Raw genomic sequence first — 19,790 nt, 5'->3', positions numbered from 1 at the left:
GTAGAAGGTAGTAGTTAAAAAATGTTAATGTTTTCTGTGTTTCGCAATTAGCCATTACATTAGTTTAAACTTGATACCTATGCTGCATAATTACTTTACTATTGCCTGGCGCAACATCCGTAAAAACAAAGTGTTTGCGCTAATTAATATATTTGGCTTATCTGTAGGCATTGCCTTCGCTTTACTAATAGGCGCTTATATTTGGGGCGAGCTACAAATTAACCATGAACTAAAAAATGCCGATAACCAATACATCATCCTTAGCAAATGGGAGGACCCAAACCTGGGTAATGAAATAGGTATTATAGCAGCCTTACCTAAGGCACTGAAAGATAATTACCCTACCCTGGTTGCTAATTATTATCATGCTGATGGGATTACTACCACTGTATCAAAAAACAACAAGCATTTTAGAGAAAACCTTCAATTGGGCGATAGCACTTTGCTAAAGACTTATGGATTTAAACTATTACATGGCGATGCTAACACTGCTTTAAAAGATCCGTTTACAGTAGTAACTACAGAAAAAATGGCCATGAAATATTTTGGGCGGACGAACGTAATAGGCCAAACACTTAATTTTGAAAACCTTAACGGCGGGAACCATGATTTTACAATTACCGGTGTATTAAAAGAGATCCCGGAAAATTCCGTAACCTCCCTGGCAGGGAAGAATGATTTCTTTTTTAATAACGCTGCCGCGCGATATTTTAACCGTAGTCTTGAAGGTTGGATGAACCCAGGCAATGTGGGTTATGTAGAATTACAAAAAGGCGTAACTCCTGCAACTGTTGAAAGAGCCATGAAATCCCTGATGGATAAAAATGCATCAGACAACGTAATTAAGAAAGAGCTTACAGAATACCTTGTAAAACTTACAGATTATAACCTTACCGCCAACAATGGTGTGATCAAAAAAATGACCTTAACGCTATCCTGCACAGCATTGTTTATCTTGTTTATGGCAGTTATTAATTTTGTAAATATCTGTATCGGCAGGTCGTCAGGGCGGATGAAGGAAATGGGTATCCGCAAGGTATTAGGTAGTTTACGCAAGCAGCTTATTTTACAATTCATGATCGAATCGGTTGTGTTAGTCATGTTATCAACCTTTGTGGCGCTAATAATTTACCTTGTTGCCAAACCTTATTTTAGCGATGTTTTGGGCAAGCAAATTCCGGGGCTATTTTCTTTCCCGGTATATTTTATTCCGCTCCTCTTCCTGTTTTCATTGCTGATTGGGCTATTAGCGGGGCTTTATCCGGCACTGGTATTATCAGCCTTAAAATCTGTCGATTCGTTAAAAGGCAAATTAAGCTCAGTTAAAGAGAGCGTACTGTTTCGCAAAACGTTGGTGGTTTTTCAGTTTACCATTGCAGCTGTTGTTTTTACCGGCGCCATTATAATGTCGCAACAAATAAGCCTGTTTTTTAGCGACAACCAGGGTTACACCAAAGACAACATCATTTACGCACAGCTGCCGTGTGACTGGTCGCCTAAAGGCGTTCAGAGGATGGGATATATCCGCTCGCAATTGGCTGAAATACCTGAGGTACGCAACATATCCTTATCGTACGAAATACCCGACGGTCATAACGGCGGTAATTACAAGATCAACAGACCGGAAAATCCTAATAAAGTGATAAGCAGCACGGGGATGGTTTGTGACAATAATTACACGGCTACCTATAAGATCCAGATGAAAGCCGGGCAATTTTTCAGTCCGGTTTATTCACCTGGCGACAGTTCAAAAATTGTGATCAATGAAACAGAAGCCAAAACGTTGGGTTGGGACCGCGCCGAAGATGCTATTGGTAAACCAGTAATGATCTGGGCCTATTCGGCTAAGCCTTTTACCATTGGTGGCGTCACTTCCGATTTTTATTTCGGGTCGATGCAAAATAAAATAACTCCGATTACTTTCATGAACATTAGGTATAATTCGGTTTACCGTTATTTCTCTATCCGCATAAAACCCGGCGATATGCAAAAAAGCCTGGCAGCCGTCGAGAAAAAATGGACAGCATTAATGCCGGGTACGCCGTTTGATTATAACTTTATGGACGATGCACTAAAAAAAGTCTATATAACCGAGCTGCAATTAAAAAAGGCCGCCTTTATAGCAACCATATTATCGGTAATTATTGTACTGCTTGGTGTATTGGGTTTAATATCCCTAAGCATTCAAAAACGCACCAGGGAGATAGGCATCCGCAAAGTGCTGGGATCATCGGTTAACAGCGTAATCATGCTGTTTATGAAAGATTTTTTAGTAACCGTAGCTATCGCCGGAGCAATTGCTACTCCACTGGCTTATATGATAATGAAGCAATGGTTAAATAGCTATGCCTACCGGATAACAATAACACCTTTGCCTTTTGTTATTACTATAGTGGTACTAACCGTTTTAACAGTGGTATTGATCAGCATACAAACCGTAAAAGCTGCATTGGCTAATCCGGTGAAGAGTTTGCGGGTAGATAATTAAGCCGTAAATAAAAAGACCTCCGAAGTTTTTAAAACTTCGGAGGTCTGATACAATATCAAAATTAAGTTTCCGATTATTTACTGATCTCTATCTTCTTAAAGTTTTTACTGTATTTAAACTCTAATATTTTATCAGTATTAACCGTAAAATCTTTAATAGCCTTTCCATCAGCAATAATTTTTGATGGCTTAAACGGCAGGCCCGATACGCTGAATGCATACGTTTCATATCTTGGTGTGTATAGACCTTCCATACTTTGCTGTACCGTGAAATTAGTTTTGCTGCCGTTTACCGCGAATTTTTTCTCCGAGTAAATATCCTGCTCGTACGCAAAGGTTTCGCCGTAATCTTCAAAGAAGAATGAGTTAGCATCATAATCGCTGTAATAAACATTTAGCTTAACTTCTTCAATCTCCTTCTCGCCAACATATTGCATTACCGGGTATTCAGGTATTACAGAACCGGCCTTAACAAAGATAGGGATAGTATCCAACGGAGTTTGCACCTCTACTTCTTTACCACCATCAACAACTTCTAACGACCAGAAGTTATACCATTTACCTACCGGCAGGTAAACCTTGCGGCTTTTTTGTCCGGGTTCTAATACAGGGCAAATCAATATTTTATCGCCATAAGTAAACTCATCCTGGCGGAAATAGTTGTCAGACTCAATCTGCTCTTGCATAACTATCGGCCTTAAAATAGGGAAACCATAACGGTGATGTTCCCAGAAGGTAGAGTATAAATAAGGGATAAGCTTATATCTTAACTCAATAAATTTACGGTTGATAGAAGTGTATGGCTCGCCAAAGCTCCACGGCTCGCGCTCCTTGGTATCACCGGCGGAGTGCGCACGCATAAACGGTGCGAAGGTACCTAACTGGATCCAGCGGGTAAACAGCTCGCCATCAGGCTCGCCGCTAAAACCACCGATATCAGTACCACAAAATGATATGCCCGACATTGACAGGCGCTGCAACTGGATATTACCCAATTTCAAGTGCTCCCAGGTAGCTACGTTATCACCCGTCCAAACAGACGAATAACGTTGTACGCCCGAATAGCCTGCCCTGGTAATTGTAAATGGGCGCTTATTTTTCATAATGGTTCGCAAACCTTCGTAAGTAGCGCGTACCATTTGCATACCATAAACATTATGCGCCTTACGGTGCGATCCGCGATGGCCATCATACTGGTGGCGCACATCATCAGGGAACGTACTGGTGCCAAATACAGCAGGCTCGTTCATATCATTCCAAACACCTGCAACACCCGCATCAACCAAGCCCTGGAATAAACCGCCCCACCATTCGCGCACCTCCGGATTGGTAAAATCGGGGAACTGGCAACGGCCTGGCCATACGTGGCCCTCCATAAAGTAGTCATCACTTCGGCGGCAGAAATAACGGTTCTCTTTACCCTCCTTAAACACCCAGTAATTATCATCCACGCGGATACCCGGATCAATAATAACAACGGTTTTAAAGCCATCGGCAGCCAGTTCCTTCACCATTTTTACCGGATCAGGGAAATATTTCTTGTTCCAGGTAAAGCAGCGGTAACCATCCATGTAATCAATATCCAGGTAAATACCGTCGCAAGGGATCTTTTCTTTACGGAAAGTATCGGCAATAGCTCTAACCTTGGCCTCGGGATAATAGCTCCAGCGGCATTGATGGTAACCAAACGCCCAAAGTGGAGGCATTGGGTGTGTACCTGTTATAATATGATAATTTTTAACCACGTCCATCATGTGCGGGCCGTGGATGTAGTAGTATTGCAATTCGCCGCCATCGGCCCAAAAGCTGGTTTTATTTTTTTCTTCGGCACCAAAATCAAAATGCGATTTAAAGGTATTATCGAAGAAAATACCATAAGAGATACCTTCATTTATACTAATATAAAAAGGTATGGTACGGTATATCGGGTCCTGATTCCATTGGAAAGAATAAGCATCTGTGTTCCAGTTAACAAAGCGCTTTCCTTTTAAGTTAAGTTCGGTTGGTTTATCGCCTAAGCCAAAAAAACTTTCGTTTGGCGCACAGGTTTTTGTACAGAAAACATAATAACCACCAAAAGCCACATTCTCTTCCCAGTGCATAGGCACCGCATCCATGCTGGTAACTTTGTCGTTAGCATCAGAGAAAGAGATAAAGAAATCCTGCTTACGGATATGGCAATTTATTACCCCTGTTGATACGCGAAATTCCGCATCATTTTCAAACAAGGTAAAGGCAGTAGCTTTTTGGGCGAGCTTAGGTACGGCGTACGAAAACTCATCCAGGAAAACACCGTGTGGTGCAAGTCTAACTCTTATAATTTCGTCGGTAACAACAACTATTTCAACTTTAGCCTCGCCATCTGTAAAGAAAAACTTGTTACCTATTTGATCTGCATGGTTGGGTATACCCAGGTATTTTTTTTGGATAGGCTTTATACCGATGATAGGATTATTTACGTGTTGAAATACTTCCTCTTCTTCGGCTACTTTATTTAATTCTAATTTGGGGTCTACCGTATTCTCTTCCATAAAACGTTTAAACTAATCGTGCCTTGCCCACAAAAATTTTGCAAAAACGCAAAAAACAAGTTGGCAGGTGCTTGTTTCAACAGCTAATAAACGACTTTTATTCAATAAATAAGTTATAATCCGGGTGGAAAACATTGACAAGTGTGAAAAATTATGAAACTCATAATTTTCAATACCAGAAAGTTAGTTAATAGCAACAAGCCTAAAACCTGCTGCTATTAACTGGCTGATAATTTATAAAGCGCCCAGGGTTGCCTTTAGATCGACAACTGCGGCATTGGTACTTTTACCGGCTTCAAATATCTCGGCCGATGATAATTTATTATCATAAAAAGCATTGTTAGCACTCTTATCAATTGATAAGTTAGAACCGTGGATGGTTATCCCTGCAAATAATCCGCGGCTGCGCGAATAGGAATATACCTCAGCTTCCAGTTTATAATCTGTACTTGCTGTCGAGCTGCGCCCAACCGGCCCGGCCGCTGCCGATATGTCGCCACCAATAGTAAAATCGCCGTTTTTTACTTTAGCCAATACGCCTTTATGCCTAAAAACCAATACCATATCAACCGATTGTACACCTATTTGCAAACCCAATGTACCACCGGTAAGCGTAACAAATACAGGGTCGCTCCATTTACCATCGGGCAATTTAACCATAGCAACGCCTTTACCGCGCTTGCCGCCAATGCCAAAACCGGCATTTAATAAGTTAGGAATGATTACTATTCCCTGGTAATCAGTAATTAATTGATGCGGAATACTTTCCTTCATGGTGCCAAAAGCCTTCAATACGGCGGATGATTTTTGCACCTTTTCAGTCTCTTTGCTTGTTTGCATAGTCGATGCCAGTACGATAAATACGCTTAACAGTACCGGCACCAGGTATAATTTTAATGTTTTCATAAGTGTTATGTTATTTAGAACTACAACCCTTAAAAATTAGAGTTGTTTGTTTCTTTATTAACTTGCACTATTTAATTACCTATCACAATGAGCGACAAAAACATTCCTTTTCAGGTTATAAACTGGGACACCATAGCCAAAACAAACCATCCCGGCGAGGTGGGTAATTCAACCTGGCAAACACTACAATTTCCCGGGTTGCGCGTCAGGATAGTTGAATATACCGCAGGTTACATTGCCGACCATTGGTGCAAAAAGGGCCATATTGTACATTGTTTAGAGGGGGAGGTTATTTCTGAGCTGAAAAACGGCGAACGATCGACACTAACTCAAGGGATGACCTACATAGTTAGTGACGAACTAAGCTCGCACCGCTCATTAGCGCAAACTAATGTAAAACTGTTGATTATTGATGGCGATTTTTTAAAGTATCAGCCATAAAATAAGTAATTGGTCATGCCAACGTATTATCTGCGCATACGCACATTAGCATATCTGCACATCTGCTTATCTTTGTCGCGATGAAACCCGGTAAACAGCAGGTATTTTCTATTAGTAATGATGAGCAGTTTAATGCCGTCGCGTTGCAGATATTTCAACATCAGGCAAAAAACTGTAAGATTTATGCTGATTTTATTTCGGGCTTAGGTATTGATCCGGCTACCATAACTAATATCCAGGATATCCCTTTTTTACCGATCCAATTTTTTAAGGCCCATTCGGTTTTAAGTTCGGCCGATGATGTAGCCATAACATTTACCAGCTCCGGTACCACAGGCATGATCACCAGCAGCCACTATGTAATCGATGTTAGCTGGTACGAAGAAAGCTTCCGCAAAGCATTCCAGTTATTTTATGGCGATATAAAAGCCTATACGGTTTTAGCTTTATTGCCGGCTTATTTAGAAAGACCCGGTTCGTCGCTCATCTATATGGCACAGGACCTGATAACGCAATCTAACAACCCTGATAGCGGCTTTTACTTGTATAATCACGCCGATCTGTACGCGCAACTTATCAAACAACAACAGGCTAAAAAACCAACCTTGTTGTTAGGTGTAACCTTTGCTTTGTTAGATTTTGTAGAGCAATACCAGATAAATTTCCCTGAGCTGATAGTTATGGAAACCGGCGGTATGAAGGGCCGGCGTAAAGAGATGATTCGCGAGGAGTTACATGAAACCCTATGCAAAGGTTTTGGGGTTGATACCATACATTCAGAATATGGGATGACCGAGCTATTATCGCAGGCTTACTCAAAAGGAGCCGGCATATTTAATTGCCCGCCCTGGATGCGCATCATAACGCGCGACACCAATGACCCATTAAGTATTATTACTAATAATAAAGCCGGCGGCATTAATGTTATTGATCTGGCAAATATTAATTCATGCTCGTTTATTGCTACTCAGGACCTGGGTAAAATATACAGCGATGGAAGTTTTGAGATATTGGGCCGCTTTGACAATGCCGACATTCGCGGCTGTAATTTACTGATAGCGTAAAAGTTAATATACAACTAACAGAATTTATATATTTTTGCACTTCAAAATATAAGTGATTTAAGATGATCGAGAAATTTTTGCATGACGAACAGGACCAAAAAGCTGTTGAAAAGGTATACACCCGCCTTATAGACCTGTTAACCACCGGCGAAGAAATAATATACATTGCTGTACAAAAAAAGCCGTTAGTTAATATCCTGCCTGATTGTATTGCCATAACCAACAAACGCGTATTGTTTTTTACTCCGGCAAACCTGGGCCTGTCTATAAAATTCATTGATTATGTTTGGAAAGATGTGGTTGATGTTTATACCAAAGAAGAAATTATAGGTGCCATATTCAGCGTAAAAACCACCAGCGGTGCCGAAATGGGTGTTGATTACTTACCTAAGGTACAGGCCCGTAAACTATACCAATATGCACAGGAACGTAAAGAAGCCGAACGCGAAGCACGCCGCCTGCGCGACCTGGAACAAAAACGCGCCGAATCAGGCTCAGTACAATTTGAAACACCGTCACAACATGTGGCCGCGCATCAAATAGCTACGCCGCCAGTACCTGAGCCAACACCAGAACCTAAGTTGGAGCCGGTTATTGTTCATCACGAAGAGGCAAAACCTGATATATTAACCGAAAAACTTAAAAAGTTAAGGACTTTATTTGATAACGGGTTGATATCGCAGGAAGAATACAATCACAAAAAATTAGAATTACTAAACGATTTGTAATAATTTAAGTAAGTAGCCGTGCATCAAAACTAAACGGCTGCTTGCTTATAATCTTAACCTTATCTGCATGGCTATGCAGTGGGTTTAACAGATAATTATATTCCTCCTTTATTATTGCCGAAGGTACTTTAAGCAGCAGGTTTTTCTTTTCCTGTAAAAACCGGTTCCCTATTTGTTTCAGGATATTTTGCTCAGGGTACTCGTGCCAGTTTTGAGGCAATAATTTAATGTCTAATTCGGCAGCTGCATTACCAGGCACCTCAACTATCATCATGCAATAATCATCAGGGATATTTGTCGGGCTTAAATGCGCCAGGGCTTCCAATACAGCCAATGATCTTGACGAAGCGAAATAAACCATTGGCTTACCCTCACTGTTCCACCGGCCGCCGTATAAACGGGCACCATTGCCGCTTAGATCTGCATAAGCACTCCTAACAATGCGGTAAAGTAACATTAAGCAAAAATACCGTGCTCAATACGGCCTAACTCTTTAAAAACAATGTCAAAACCAATTGAGGTATCCAACAGCGAAACAGGGGCCTCGCCTTTAAACACATACAACGGAGTTTTCATCCACGTTTTGAATTTATCAAGCGAACCAAATACTTCTTCGCCACGGGTGTACAAACGGGCTAACTCAACCGCTTTCTCTGCGTATTCTGTTTTGATAATTTCTGTATCATCGTAGCGCTGTAAAGTGCGTTCAGAGATATGCAGGATGTTGGCAAACTCTTGCAGGGTTAAAGATATTTTTTTGGCAAAAGCCATCAATAAGTTTTTTGGCAATCCTTTACGCGTAGTTGCAAGGATATCAAAATCACTCATAAAACTAAACTGCGCGGCAGTACTGCCTAATAAATTACTAAACAAGTTGCCGGATTGTACAGCGTAAATAGCTAATGGCTCATTTAAACTGTTGTTTGTGGTATCTTCACTCATATAATATACGACATTAATCCAAAAATAAGTACAATTTGTCGTAAATAAAAATTATTCCACAATAATTAAAAAATAATTTTTCTTTCCTTTTTGTATTACCAAAAATTTTCCGCCAATTAAAGCCTCCTGGTTATACACACTTTCAGGCGATGCGATCTTTAATTTATTAATAGCCACACCCCCGCCCTGTATCATCTTCTTTGCTTCACCTTTTGATGTGAATACAGCGGTGTTAGCAGCTAAAAGATCGGTAGCATTTACGCCTGCTTGAAGATCGGCTAAAGCTATTGTAAAGTTAGGCACGCCTTCAAATAAGCCAATTACTTCACTTTCATTGAGTTCGTTTAAAAATTCAATGCCGGTATTGCCAAATAAAAATTCAGATGATTTAATGGCTTTTTCGTATTCAGCTTCGCCATGCACGCGTATCGTTATATCTTTTGCCAGCGCTTTTTGCAATACACGTAAATGGGGTGCAGCGTCTTGTTCGGCTTCCAAATCTTTAATGGTTGGTTCATCAAACAAGGTAAATATGCGGATATAAGTTTTAGCATCCTCATCGCTGGTATTTAACCAAAACTGGTAAAATTTATAAGGCGATGTTTTTGCAGGGTCCAACCAGATGTTGCCACCCTCGGTCTTACCAAATTTTGATCCGTCTGATTTTTTGATCAATTGTGTGGTTAAAGCAAAAGCTTCGCCCCCGCCTTTACGGCGCACCAGCTCAGTACCTGTAACTATGTTTCCCCATTGATCTGACCCACCCATTTGCAGCTTACAATCGTTATGTTTCCACAAATAGTAAAAATCATAACCCTGCACCAACTGATAAGTAAATTCTGTGAACGACATGCCGGTTTCACCCTCCAAACGTTTCTTTACAGAATCTTTAGCCATCATATAGTTAACCGTGATGTGCTTACCTACCTCACGAATAAAATCAAGGAAGGTGAAATTCTTGAACCAGTCGAAATTATTAACCATCTGGGCGCTGTTGGCACCGCTGTTAAAATCCAGGAACTTCTCTAACTGCGCTTTAATACCTGCCAGGTTTTGCTGCAACACATTTTCCGACAGCAAATTACGCTCGGCTGACTTGCCTGACGGGTCGCCAACCATACCGGTAGCACCGCCAATTAAGGCTAACGGCTTATGGCCGGCACGCTGGAAGTGGATCATGGTCATGATCTGCGCCAGGCTGCCAACGTGTAGCGAATCGGCAGTTGGGTCAAACCCAATATAGCCTGACGTCGTACCCTTATTTAACAGTTCCTCGGTTCCGGGCATAATGTCATGCAGCATGCCCCGCCAGCGTAATTCTTCAACAAAGTTCATTAGTATAGTTATATTTCAAAGACGCCAAAGATAATAGAATATGTCCTTTAGTGCAGAAAAGAAAAACAATAGCCGCCGCTGTTAATTAAATATATAATAAGCATAATTATTTATTTAGACCGCTAACTATTCAACAAGTGGGATATTTTCCCTATTTTTAAGGTTAACGGGTTATATCTGCTATTGCTATGAATTTTCTATCTCATTACTATTTCGACCGTGATGTTACCGACTGCTACTTTATTTTAGGTACGGTATTGCCCGATCTGTTAAAGAATGCGGATAAAACTATAGTGCTCCATCCCGAAAAATTACAGCATCAAAATCCCCATGTTAACGCCATTATTAAAGGCTGGAATAAACATCTGGACGTAGATCGTTATTTCCACTCGTCTGATTTTTTTGCAACCCATTCACATGAGCTTAAAAAATTATTGGCCCCGGTTATTGAAGGTTCGCCGGTGAAACCTTTTTTTTTAGGACATATAGCTATTGAGCTGATATTAGATAACCTATTGTTGACTACCGGCAAAATTAAGGTTGATGATTTTTATGCGCATCTAAAAGGGTGCGATAATACTATTATTGAAGAATTCCTTACTTCGGCAGGGCTAAAGGACACTACCCGGTTCTTGCGCTTTTATGAAGGTTTTAAGCGCGATGGCTACCTGCACACCTACTCAGAAACCCAACAAATTGCCTACGCGCTTAAAAGAATTTGCATGCGTGTTTGGGAAAATCCGTTTACACCACTCCATGAAGCACGGATGAATGAGGTATTAGTAGCCTATCGCCGGTTATTATTGCCCCATTTTATGACGATATTTTATGAGATAGAGGGTAAATTATTGGCTCAATAAGCCGCTTTTTTACCCGGTTAAAGTCCTGTAATTGAATATAATTACCCAAAAACACTGCTTATCCTGCAAAAACCCTTAAAAATCAGCATTTAACAGTAAATTAAATTTTATAGAATAAAAATATAGTCCTACCTTTGCAGTCCCAATTAACAAATTGGGAAAAGGAGATAAATTATTTAATGGCAAAAAAACAAGAAGCAGAAAAAGAATTAAAAGCTAAGGAAGCAGAACTGGGTACAGTTACCGCAACCAGCGAAAAAGAAACTATTGAGTCAGAGGCTGATTCAATATCAATCGAAGAGATCAAATCTCAAATTTCAATTGCCCCCCTGGCAGATTTTGACTGGGATGCAGATGACAAAAAGTTTGGTAACTACAGCGACAGCGAGCGCGAGAAAATGGAGAAATTGTATGATGGAACTTTCAGTTCAATCACCAAGGGCGAAATTATCACCGGTACTGTTGTAAATGTTAACAACAAGGATGTAGTATTAAACGTTGGGTTTAAATCTGATGGTTTGGTATCTGTTTCTGAATTCCGTGATACACCTGATCTTAAAATCGGTGACACAGTTGACGTATTTGTTGAATCACAAGAAGATGCGAACGGCCAGTTAGTACTTTCTCGTAAACGTGCAAAAACTCAAAAATCATGGGAAAAAATTAATTCTGCACTGGATAATGATGAGATCATCACTGGTTTTGTTAAGAGCAGAACAAAAGGTGGTCTGATTGTAGACATCATGGGTGTTGAAGCCTTTTTACCAGGTTCACAGATCGACATTAAACCTATCAGGGATTATGACGTGTATGTGGGCAAAACAATGGAGTTCAAAGTTGTTAAGATCAACCACGAGTTTAAAAACGTAGTGGTATCGCACAAAGTGCTGATCGAAGACGATTTGGAAAACCAAAAAACCGAAATTGTTGCCAAACTTGAAAAAGGCCAGGTATTGGAAGGCACAGTTAAAAACATTACCGACTTTGGTGTATTTATTGACCTTGGTGGTGTTGATGGTTTATTACACATTACTGATATTTCATGGGGCCGTATTGAGCATCCAAGAGAAGTTTTATCATTGGATCAGAAGATCAACGTTGTTGTGTTGGATTTTGATGACGAGAAAAAACGTATCGCTCTTGGTTTGAAACAATTAACTCCGCATCCTTGGCAATCACTTGACGAAACTTTGCAAATTGGTTCGAAAGTTAAAGGCCGCATAGTTACTGTTGCCGATTACGGCGCTTTCTTAGAGATCATCCCGGGTGTTGAAGGATTGATTCACGTGTCAGAAATGTCATGGTCTCAAAACCTGCGTAACCCACAAGAGTTCTTGAAAGTTGGTGACGAAATTGAAGCACAAGTATTGACATTGGATCGCGACGAGCGTAAAATGTCATTAGGCATCAAACAATTAACTCCAGATCCTTGGCAAAATGCTGCCGATCGTTACGCAGTTGGTACAACTCACGTAGCTACAGTTAAAAACATGACTAACTTTGGTGTGTTTGTTGAACTGGAAGACGGCATTGACGGATTGATTCACATCAGCGACCTTTCATGGTCTAAGAAAATTAACCACCCTAACGAGTTCACTAAAGTTGGTGAAAAATTAAACGTGGTTGTTTTAGAACTTGATGTTGAGAACCGCAAATTAAGCTTAGGCCACAAACAACTTGAAGAAAACCCTTGGGATACTTTTGAAAGCATCTTCACTATTGATTCAATACATGAAGGTACCGTTATAAAAGTAACTGATAAAGGCGCTATTGTTGCTTTACCTTATGGTGTTGAAGGTTTCGTACCTACCAAACACCTGGTTAAAGAAGATGGCAAGGGCTTAAAAGCTGAAGAAGCTGCTGAGTTCAAGATCATTGAATTTAACAAGGAAAACAAACGTATCGTGATCTCTCACTCACGTATATGGGAAGAAGCCCGTGCTGACGCTCGTGTACAAGATTTCGAAAACCGCAAAAAAGAAGCAAAATCTGCTAACAACGCGGTTAAGAAAGTGAAAGAATCGGTTGAAAAATCAACTTTAGGTGATTTAAGCGTACTTGCCCAATTGAAAGAACAAATGGAAGGTGCAGAAACTAAAGCAGCTGTTAAAAAAGCAGCAGCTAAAAAATCTGAAGAAGAAGCTAAATAAGCTTTAAACCATATTTTTCCAAAGCCCTATCGAGCAATCGGTAGGGCTTTTTTTGTAGAAAAGAGTTTTATATTTGACTATGATATTCTATAACGAAATATTTGTTGCTATCATAGTATGCTTGATTTCTGCTGAGATAGGATTTTTTTTAAGAATAGATCTAAAGTATTGAAAAGGTTGTTTTGGACAATCAGTGGGCTAATTGTTTTTTGGCTCGTTATTCCGGTGCCGTTAAACTATTATTATAATAATAAACGTTCAAAATATACTGGCATTGATTTGAAAAAATATAGCTCCTTAAAAATGGTTGTGAAAGACGATCACACTTTCACATTTAGTCAAAGGGTCCCGTTTCTTCAAAACAAAAATGGCGACTGGTTTTATTGTATGGATGGCGACATGGAAGTCCTTGAATGCACATTTGACGGAATAAGAATGCAAGAAATACAGATGTCTTATAGTAATGCTTGGTTATTTAAAGGAGAATCTTTGCTAGATAGTTCAGTCGGAAATAGAATAGTTTTTCGTCCAAATAAATAGCTATACTCACCTTACGCGGCCGGAAAAGAGAAGTAAAACGTAGTGCCTTTACCCTGCTCACTTTCCAACCAAATGCTGCCATTATTAGCTACAATAAACTCTTTGATAAGATTAAGGCCTAATCCGCTTCCTTTCTCGCCCTTGGTACCATAAGATACCTGTAGGTCCGAGGTTAAAAACTGTTGCTGTTGTTCTGCCGAGATACCTGTTCCGGTATCTTTCACCATAAATACAACCTTTCCCGCATCCTTCTTTTCGGCACTAAGTTCAATAGTGCCATTCTCATAAGTAAACTTAATAGCGTTTGATAACAGGTTACGCACGATAAAGTCAAAATGATTCAGGTCCCCAATGATGCCTGCACCTGCAGGTACATGATCGACAACAGATATGTTTTTTAAAGCTGCCTGACGCGCAAGCAGGTTAATATTCTTATTCACGATGCTTTTGGTGTCCAATGTTTCAGGTTGCACCTTAATACCCTGCAACTGCGCCCTTCCCCACTCAAATAAGGTTTGTAATAACTCAAATGACGCTTCGGTTTGCTTACGCAGATCGGATATAATTAACTTAAGCTCCTCCTCGGTAAAATCCTCGGTTTCCATTAACGCGAAAAGCTGCGCAGCGCTTCCTGCCGGGCCTTTCAAATCATGCCCAATCACAGAAAATAAGGTATCTTTAACCTGGTTGGCAGCTTTAAGCTCCTTATTTAATCGCTTAACCTTACGCAGGTATAAAAAGAAAAGCACCAATGCTACAACCGCCATTCCAAGTATCACAAGGCTTAAGTCAAGTTCTTTCTTTTCTTCCTTACTTACTTGTTGTAAATTACCAATTTTCTCTCTTGAGCTTTCAAGTGCATAGCTACTGTCAATAGCCGAAATATCTTTCGTGGTATCGGCGCCTAATAAACTGTCTAACAAGCGATGGTTCTCTTCCAGTGCTGCTATAGCTTCTTTGTAATCTTTTTCCTGCCGGTAAACATCTGCAAGGGCGGCATAAATGGCGGCTTCTAATCGTGGTTCGTTAAGCCCATTGGCTATTTTCAAAGCACTTTTCAAATCATTAAGGCTTTGGCCCGAATTCTCTTTTTTCAATACCCCGGCAATGCTTATTAAAGCCTGGGCCTGTTCCTCGGGTTTATTATATTTCTTTGCCTCGGCGAGTGCCTGTTTATAGTAAGCCAATGCCTTAGTTTTTTGCCCCTCTTGCTCATAAATCTTGCCTTCTTCAGTTATCAGGTTTATCTGGGTATCCCGCTCAGACGGAATATTACTTTCACGTATGCCTTCCTCCAAATATTTTAGCGCCATTTTCCTATCACCTTTTTTGAGATAAATATGGCCAATGCGATCCAGTAAAATAAAATAAGCTTCGGGTTTTTGTTTCCGATGCTCATATTGTACCAGTGTGCGCAAGTAATATGTAAGCGCTTTTTCAGTGTCCCCTTTTTCCTCAAACACTTTCCCCAGGCCGTTGTAGGTATTCATTACACCTTCGCTGTCATGACTGTCAACATAAAACTTCATGGCCCTGTCCATCTCTTTGGTAGCAGCATTTATATTTTGCTGTTGCCCGTCTACCAAGCCCAATTCATCATATGCCTGGGCAATACCTTCCGGCTCGCGTAGATTTCTAAATATAGATAAGGCTTCGTTAATAAAGCGGCGTGCCAGTTCTTCGTGATGATGCCGGATATTGATGCGGCCCAATTCAAGCAACAGCACACCTTCGCTATGCCGGTCATTAAGCTTTTCAGCTAATCGCATCGCCAGGTTACAATAATGTACTGCCGAATCCGGCTGATCTGCCGCATATAACTTACCAATCTCAAGGTAAGTATTGATCTTTTGAGAATCTGACTCGTTTTTTAAACGTGTATGAAGATTATAAACAGATTGCTGCGCCGCAGCTGTACCTGTAGCTAATAAAAACAAAAAAACAAAAGACCTGATTTTAAACATATAGCTGTGTATATAACTGGGGATGGCAAAGTTAAGATAATACTGGGTTTCATTAGGTTAATATTTAAGCCTTATTTTAAATCAGTACCGGGTTAAGCGTAAAAACTAATCTCCAATCGCTATTCAACTAATCACTAAAATTATTACCTTTGCCCAAATCCACCCAAACGATGCAAAACCTTACGCTGCTCGACGGTCAAAAATTTCAAATCACTATACAGCGTTTATGTCGTCAATTGATCGAAAATCATAACGATTTTTCCGAATCAGTATTAATTGGTATTCAGCCGCGCGGCATTTACCTGGCTAAGCGTGTAGCAAGCGAATTACGCAAAATTTTACCCGAAAGCAATATCCAGCAAGGCGATATGGACATCACTTTTTATCGTGATGACTTTCGCCGCCGCAGCGCACCGCTGATACCCAGCGAAACCAAAATGGATTTTATTATTGAAGGCAAAAAGGTGGTGCTGATGGATGATGTACTATGGAGCGGACGCACCATCCGTGCAGCTATGGAAGCCATGCTGGCCTATGGCCGACCGCAAAAGGTGGAGCTGCTGGCTTTAGTTGACCGCCGTTACTCGCGCCACCTGCCAATAATGCCCGACTATGTAGGTATCGACGTAGATTCAATTGCATCGCAAAAAGTAGTGGTTAGCTGGAAAGAAACAGACGGCGAAGATAAAATCGTGTTACTATCAGAAATAGAAAAATAATACATATAACAAATCCGAAATCGATAATCCGAAATCAGATATAAAGAAACATGGCAGAACTTAGCACAAGGCATCTATTAGGTATTAAAGGTTTAACCGTTAAGGATATTGAATTAATATTTGAAACGGCAGACCGCTTTAAAGATGTGCTAAACCAGCCCCAGATCCGTAAGGTGCCATCACTACGCGATTTAACTATTGCCAATATCTTTTTCGAGAACTCTACCCGTACCCGTTTATCCTTTGAGCTTGCCGAGAAACGCTTATCAGCCGATGTTGTGAACTTTGCAGCCTCGTCATCATCAGTAAGCAAGGGCGAAACTTTGATTGACACGGTAAACAATATCCTGGCTATGAAGGTGGATATGGTGGTAATGCGCCATCCTTATGCCGGCGCGGCAACCTTCCTGTCAAAACATGTAAAGGCGCAAATAGTAAACGCCGGCGACGGTGCGCATGAGCACCCTACCCAGGCTTTGCTGGACGCTTTCTCTATCCGCGAGAAATATGGCGACGTAGCAGGCAAAAAGGTAGTTATCGTAGGCGATATCCTGCACTCGCGCGTAGCGCTTTCAAACATACTTTGCCTTAAACAATTAGGCGCCGAAGTAATGGTTTGCGGGCCAACCACATTGATACCGAAATATATCAACGCCTTAGGTGTTAAGGTTGAGCATAACCTGGTGAAGGCTCTTAACTGGTGCGATGTGGCCAATATGCTGCGCATCCAATTAGAGAGACAGGACATCAAATACTTTCCATCCATACGCGAGTATACCATGCTTTACGGATTGAATAAGGAGATCTTAAATTCGTTAGATAAGGAGATCACCGTAATGCACCCCGGCCCTATTAACCGCGGGGTAGAGATAACCAGTGATGTTGCAGACAGCAAGCAATCTATTATTTTAGACCAGGTACAAAACGGTGTTGCCATACGTATGGCAGTATTATATCTGTTAGCAGGACAAAACCCATAAATTTCCCGATGAAATTTGCACGGGGGATAGTAGTGGTAATGGTATTTATATCATCAAACGCGTTAGCACAAAGCCACCAGCTTCAAAAAACAGATTCAGTATACCGGGTGATAAAAAAACATATTATTACCAGGGATGCCGATGCTATCTATGAAATGGCCGATGCGCGCCTTAAACAGTCCATAACCCAGGGTAATTTCAGAGACTTCCTGTTCCGCGACTTATTCTCGCTTGGGCCCGTAAAAAAAGATTCTCTGCTCAGTTTTGTTAATAATCTGACAGCTACTTATAAAATACAGTTTCAAACGCTCACCATGCAGCTTGGCATCAGCCTTGGTACTGACAATAAACTGGCTTACTTTAGGTTAGAACCTTTTAAAGAAGGGCCGGTTGATAAGCCTTCGCTTGTAGCAACAACTAATCCTTTAAAAACAATAGTCGATAAAATAGTTGATTCTGTTGCGCGGCGTTATATCCAAAAGTCTAACACGGTTGGTTTAAGTATAGGTATTATTAAAGATGGAAAGATCAGTACCTACAATTATGGCGAAACCAAAATCAGTAACAGGCAATTGCCTAATAATAATACCATTTATGAGATAGGTTCTATCACCAAAACATTTACTGCCGCCATTTTAGCGCATTATGTTAACGATGGCAAAGTGAGTTTAACGGATCCTATAACCAAATACCTTCCGGATTCGGTAGCCGCTAACCCTGCACTTAAAGACATTACTTTATTAAATCTAATTAATCATACATCCGGCCTGGCCAGCTTACCAACCAATTTTACTGCACAAAAACCGTATAACGAGGCCAATCCTTATAAAAATTATACCCGGCAGTTGCTATTTGCTTATCTAAAAAACTGCACGTTAAAAAGTGTACCCGGCAAAAACTATGCTTACTCTAATTTAGCTGTGGGGTTATTGGGGATTATTTTGGAAAATATTAGCGGTAAACATTACGATCAATTGGTTAGCGAAATTATTTGCCGGCCATTAGCAATGAAGAGTACCATACAACATTTATACCCGTTAATTATACCACGCTTTACGACAGTTTATGACGAAGACGGCCATGAAACACCCACTTGGGACATGTTGGATACCTTTGCGGCTGCCGGATCATTGAAATCAACCATAAATGACTTGTTGATATATACAAAAGCCAATATGATAAAGGCTGATAATAAACTGTCAAAAGCGTTTAGTTTAACTCACCAGGTAACTTTTAACAATGACACGCAACTAAGCATTGGCCTGGGCTGGCATATTATTAAGGTTGATGGTATTAGTTATTACTTTCATAATGGTGGCACAGGGGGCAGCAGCAGCTTCCTGGCGTATAATATAGAAAGGAACATTGCTATTGTAATATTATCAAATGCCACCGCGGGTACAGATGCTACCGGCACTGGTATTTTAAAACTATTACAAAAATAGCTGTCTGCTAAATAGTTATACTATCTCCCACCTTATAAATATTATGAAACTTTATACCCTGCTTATCAAAGTGTCTGGTGTAGGCCTCATACCGTTGTTTAATAAAAAACTCTTTTGCGTAGCCATCGTGCACAGGCAAGATCTGTTTAGGTTGTAATTTATCAGCAAAGCCGGAGATCCGTACCTCGTTAGCGAAGGGCGCCATAGTTACCATCAACAATAAGCCTATCCCATGGTATTTTAGTAACTTGTCTTCCATCGAATCTACTGGGTGCAGCACCTTATCATTTATGATAAAACCCGTCATCTGCGGCAATGGATTATCCATTATCAGCTCATGTACAACCGTTAGAGCTTCCAGTTTAAACGGACCAACATTGTAGATACCGTCTTCCCAAACAGTACTTGCGATGCCTTCCTTCTCTATTTGCCCGGCAACTTGCTTATTGGTATAAACCGGTGCATTTGATAAGGAAACAATCTCTTTAAGTATCGCTGCATCCAAGTGGTCAGGGTGATTGTGGGTAATGATGATAGCATCAACATCAGCAAACATATCGGGCGTTACTACCCCCTCAGCAAAACTAAATTTACCCGGGTCGAACAACAGTTTATAGTCGTCTAACTCAAAAACCAGGCAGGAGTGTAAGTATTTGGTGATCTTCATGATATGCGATTATGAAAATATAACGCTGTCC

General features: G+C 40.6%; 16 protein-coding genes. 9 read left to right on the top strand and 7 right to left on the bottom strand.

Annotation, left to right across the window (positions count from 1 at the left end):
* Positions 1–79: 79 nt before the first annotated feature.
* Positions 80–2,488 carry an ABC transporter permease gene (locus ABIB50_RS11720; protein ID WP_429379910.1) on the top strand — a complete coding sequence of 803 codons (2,409 nt, stop codon included), beginning with the start codon at positions 80–82 and terminating at the stop codon, positions 2,486–2,488.
* 73 nt (positions 2,489–2,561) lie between these two features.
* Here the strand turns inward: ABIB50_RS11720 and ABIB50_RS11715 are convergent, their stop codons facing one another.
* A complete protein-coding gene (locus ABIB50_RS11715) occupies positions 2,562–5,018 on the bottom strand; it encodes a glycoside hydrolase family 31 protein (RefSeq protein WP_429379909.1) in 2,457 nt (818 codons plus the stop codon).
* 234 nt (positions 5,019–5,252) lie between these two features.
* Positions 5,253–5,924: a lipid-binding SYLF domain-containing protein gene (locus ABIB50_RS11710; protein WP_429379908.1), complete on the bottom strand. Its 672-nt coding sequence runs from the start codon at positions 5,922–5,924 to the stop codon at positions 5,253–5,255.
* An 87-nt stretch (positions 5,925–6,011) separates the two neighbouring features.
* On the opposite strand from ABIB50_RS11710, the gene ABIB50_RS11705 reads away from it, so the two are divergent.
* The 3 genes from ABIB50_RS11705 (at position 6,012) to ABIB50_RS11695 (ending at position 8,157) form a co-directional block, all read left to right on the top strand.
* A complete protein-coding gene (locus ABIB50_RS11705) occupies positions 6,012–6,365 on the top strand; it encodes a DHCW motif cupin fold protein (protein ID WP_429379907.1) in 354 nt (117 codons plus the stop codon).
* 80 nt (positions 6,366–6,445) lie between these two features.
* Positions 6,446–7,429 carry an acyl transferase gene (locus ABIB50_RS11700; protein ID WP_429379906.1) on the top strand — a complete coding sequence of 328 codons (984 nt, stop codon included), beginning with the start codon at positions 6,446–6,448 and terminating at the stop codon, positions 7,427–7,429.
* Between the two features lie 62 nt (positions 7,430–7,491).
* Entirely contained in the window at positions 7,492–8,157 is a 666-nt protein-coding gene (locus ABIB50_RS11695) for a PH domain-containing protein (protein WP_429379905.1), read from the top strand.
* A 4-nt stretch (positions 8,158–8,161) separates the two neighbouring features.
* On the opposite strand, the gene ABIB50_RS11690 is transcribed toward ABIB50_RS11695, so the two are convergent.
* Genes ABIB50_RS11690 through tyrS form a run of 3 tightly spaced genes read right to left on the bottom strand, consistent with a single transcriptional unit; the run spans position 8,162 to position 10,434 of the window.
* A complete protein-coding gene (locus tag ABIB50_RS11690) occupies positions 8,162–8,614 on the bottom strand; it encodes an RES family NAD+ phosphorylase (protein ID WP_429379904.1) in 453 nt (150 codons plus the stop codon).
* On the bottom strand, positions 8,614–9,099 hold the full coding sequence (gene parS, locus ABIB50_RS11685; RefSeq protein ID WP_429379903.1) for a type II RES/Xre toxin-antitoxin system antitoxin: 486 nt from the start codon (positions 9,097–9,099) through the stop codon (positions 8,614–8,616). Before parS ends, ABIB50_RS11690 begins: the two co-directional genes overlap by 1 nt.
* A 51-nt stretch (positions 9,100–9,150) precedes the next feature.
* On the bottom strand, positions 9,151–10,434 hold the full coding sequence (gene tyrS, locus ABIB50_RS11680) for a tyrosine--tRNA ligase (protein WP_429379902.1): 1,284 nt from the start codon (positions 10,432–10,434) through the stop codon (positions 9,151–9,153).
* A gap of 188 nt (positions 10,435–10,622) precedes the next feature.
* Between tyrS and ABIB50_RS11675 the strand changes: the two genes are divergently transcribed.
* Positions 10,623–11,294, top strand: a complete 672-nt coding sequence (locus ABIB50_RS11675; RefSeq protein WP_429379901.1) for an ACP phosphodiesterase — start codon at positions 10,623–10,625, stop codon at positions 11,292–11,294.
* Between the two features lie 179 nt (positions 11,295–11,473).
* Positions 11,474–13,444 (top strand): 30S ribosomal protein S1, encoded by a 1,971-nt coding sequence (rpsA, locus tag ABIB50_RS11670; protein ID WP_429379900.1) that lies wholly within the window; start codon positions 11,474–11,476, stop codon positions 13,442–13,444.
* Positions 13,445–13,995: 551 nt separating this feature from the next.
* On the opposite strand, the gene ABIB50_RS11665 is transcribed toward rpsA, so the two are convergent.
* Complete coding sequence (locus tag ABIB50_RS11665) at positions 13,996–15,948, bottom strand: tetratricopeptide repeat protein (protein ID WP_429379899.1); 1,953 nt, start codon at positions 15,946–15,948, stop codon at positions 13,996–13,998.
* Positions 15,949–16,118: 170 nt separating this feature from the next.
* Here ABIB50_RS11665 and pyrR point away from each other — a divergent pair, with 170 nt between their 5' ends.
* The 3 genes from pyrR to ABIB50_RS11650 are packed head-to-tail and all read left to right on the top strand — an operon-like array spanning position 16,119 to position 19,092.
* On the top strand, positions 16,119–16,667 hold the full coding sequence (gene pyrR / locus ABIB50_RS11660) for a bifunctional pyr operon transcriptional regulator/uracil phosphoribosyltransferase PyrR (protein WP_429380244.1): 549 nt from the start codon (positions 16,119–16,121) through the stop codon (positions 16,665–16,667).
* Positions 16,668–16,717: 50 nt separating this feature from the next.
* Positions 16,718–17,647 (top strand): aspartate carbamoyltransferase catalytic subunit, encoded by a 930-nt coding sequence (locus tag ABIB50_RS11655; RefSeq protein WP_429379898.1) that lies wholly within the window; start codon positions 16,718–16,720, stop codon positions 17,645–17,647.
* A gap of 8 nt (positions 17,648–17,655) precedes the next feature.
* Positions 17,656–19,092 (top strand): serine hydrolase domain-containing protein, encoded by a 1,437-nt coding sequence (locus ABIB50_RS11650; protein WP_429379897.1) that lies wholly within the window; start codon positions 17,656–17,658, stop codon positions 19,090–19,092.
* Between the two features lie 7 nt (positions 19,093–19,099).
* Here ABIB50_RS11650 and ABIB50_RS11645 read toward each other — a convergent pair whose 3' ends face one another.
* Entirely contained in the window at positions 19,100–19,759 is a 660-nt protein-coding gene (locus ABIB50_RS11645; protein WP_429379896.1) for an MBL fold metallo-hydrolase, read from the bottom strand.
* Between the last annotated feature and the right edge of the window lie 31 nt (positions 19,760–19,790).

The sequence above is a fragment of the Mucilaginibacter sp. UYCu711 genome (assembly GCF_050433825.1).
Lineage (GTDB): Bacteria > Bacteroidota > Bacteroidia > Sphingobacteriales > Sphingobacteriaceae > Mucilaginibacter.
The sequence above is the reverse complement of the archived record's forward strand: the minus strand, read 5'-3'. Positions and strand labels throughout refer to the sequence as shown.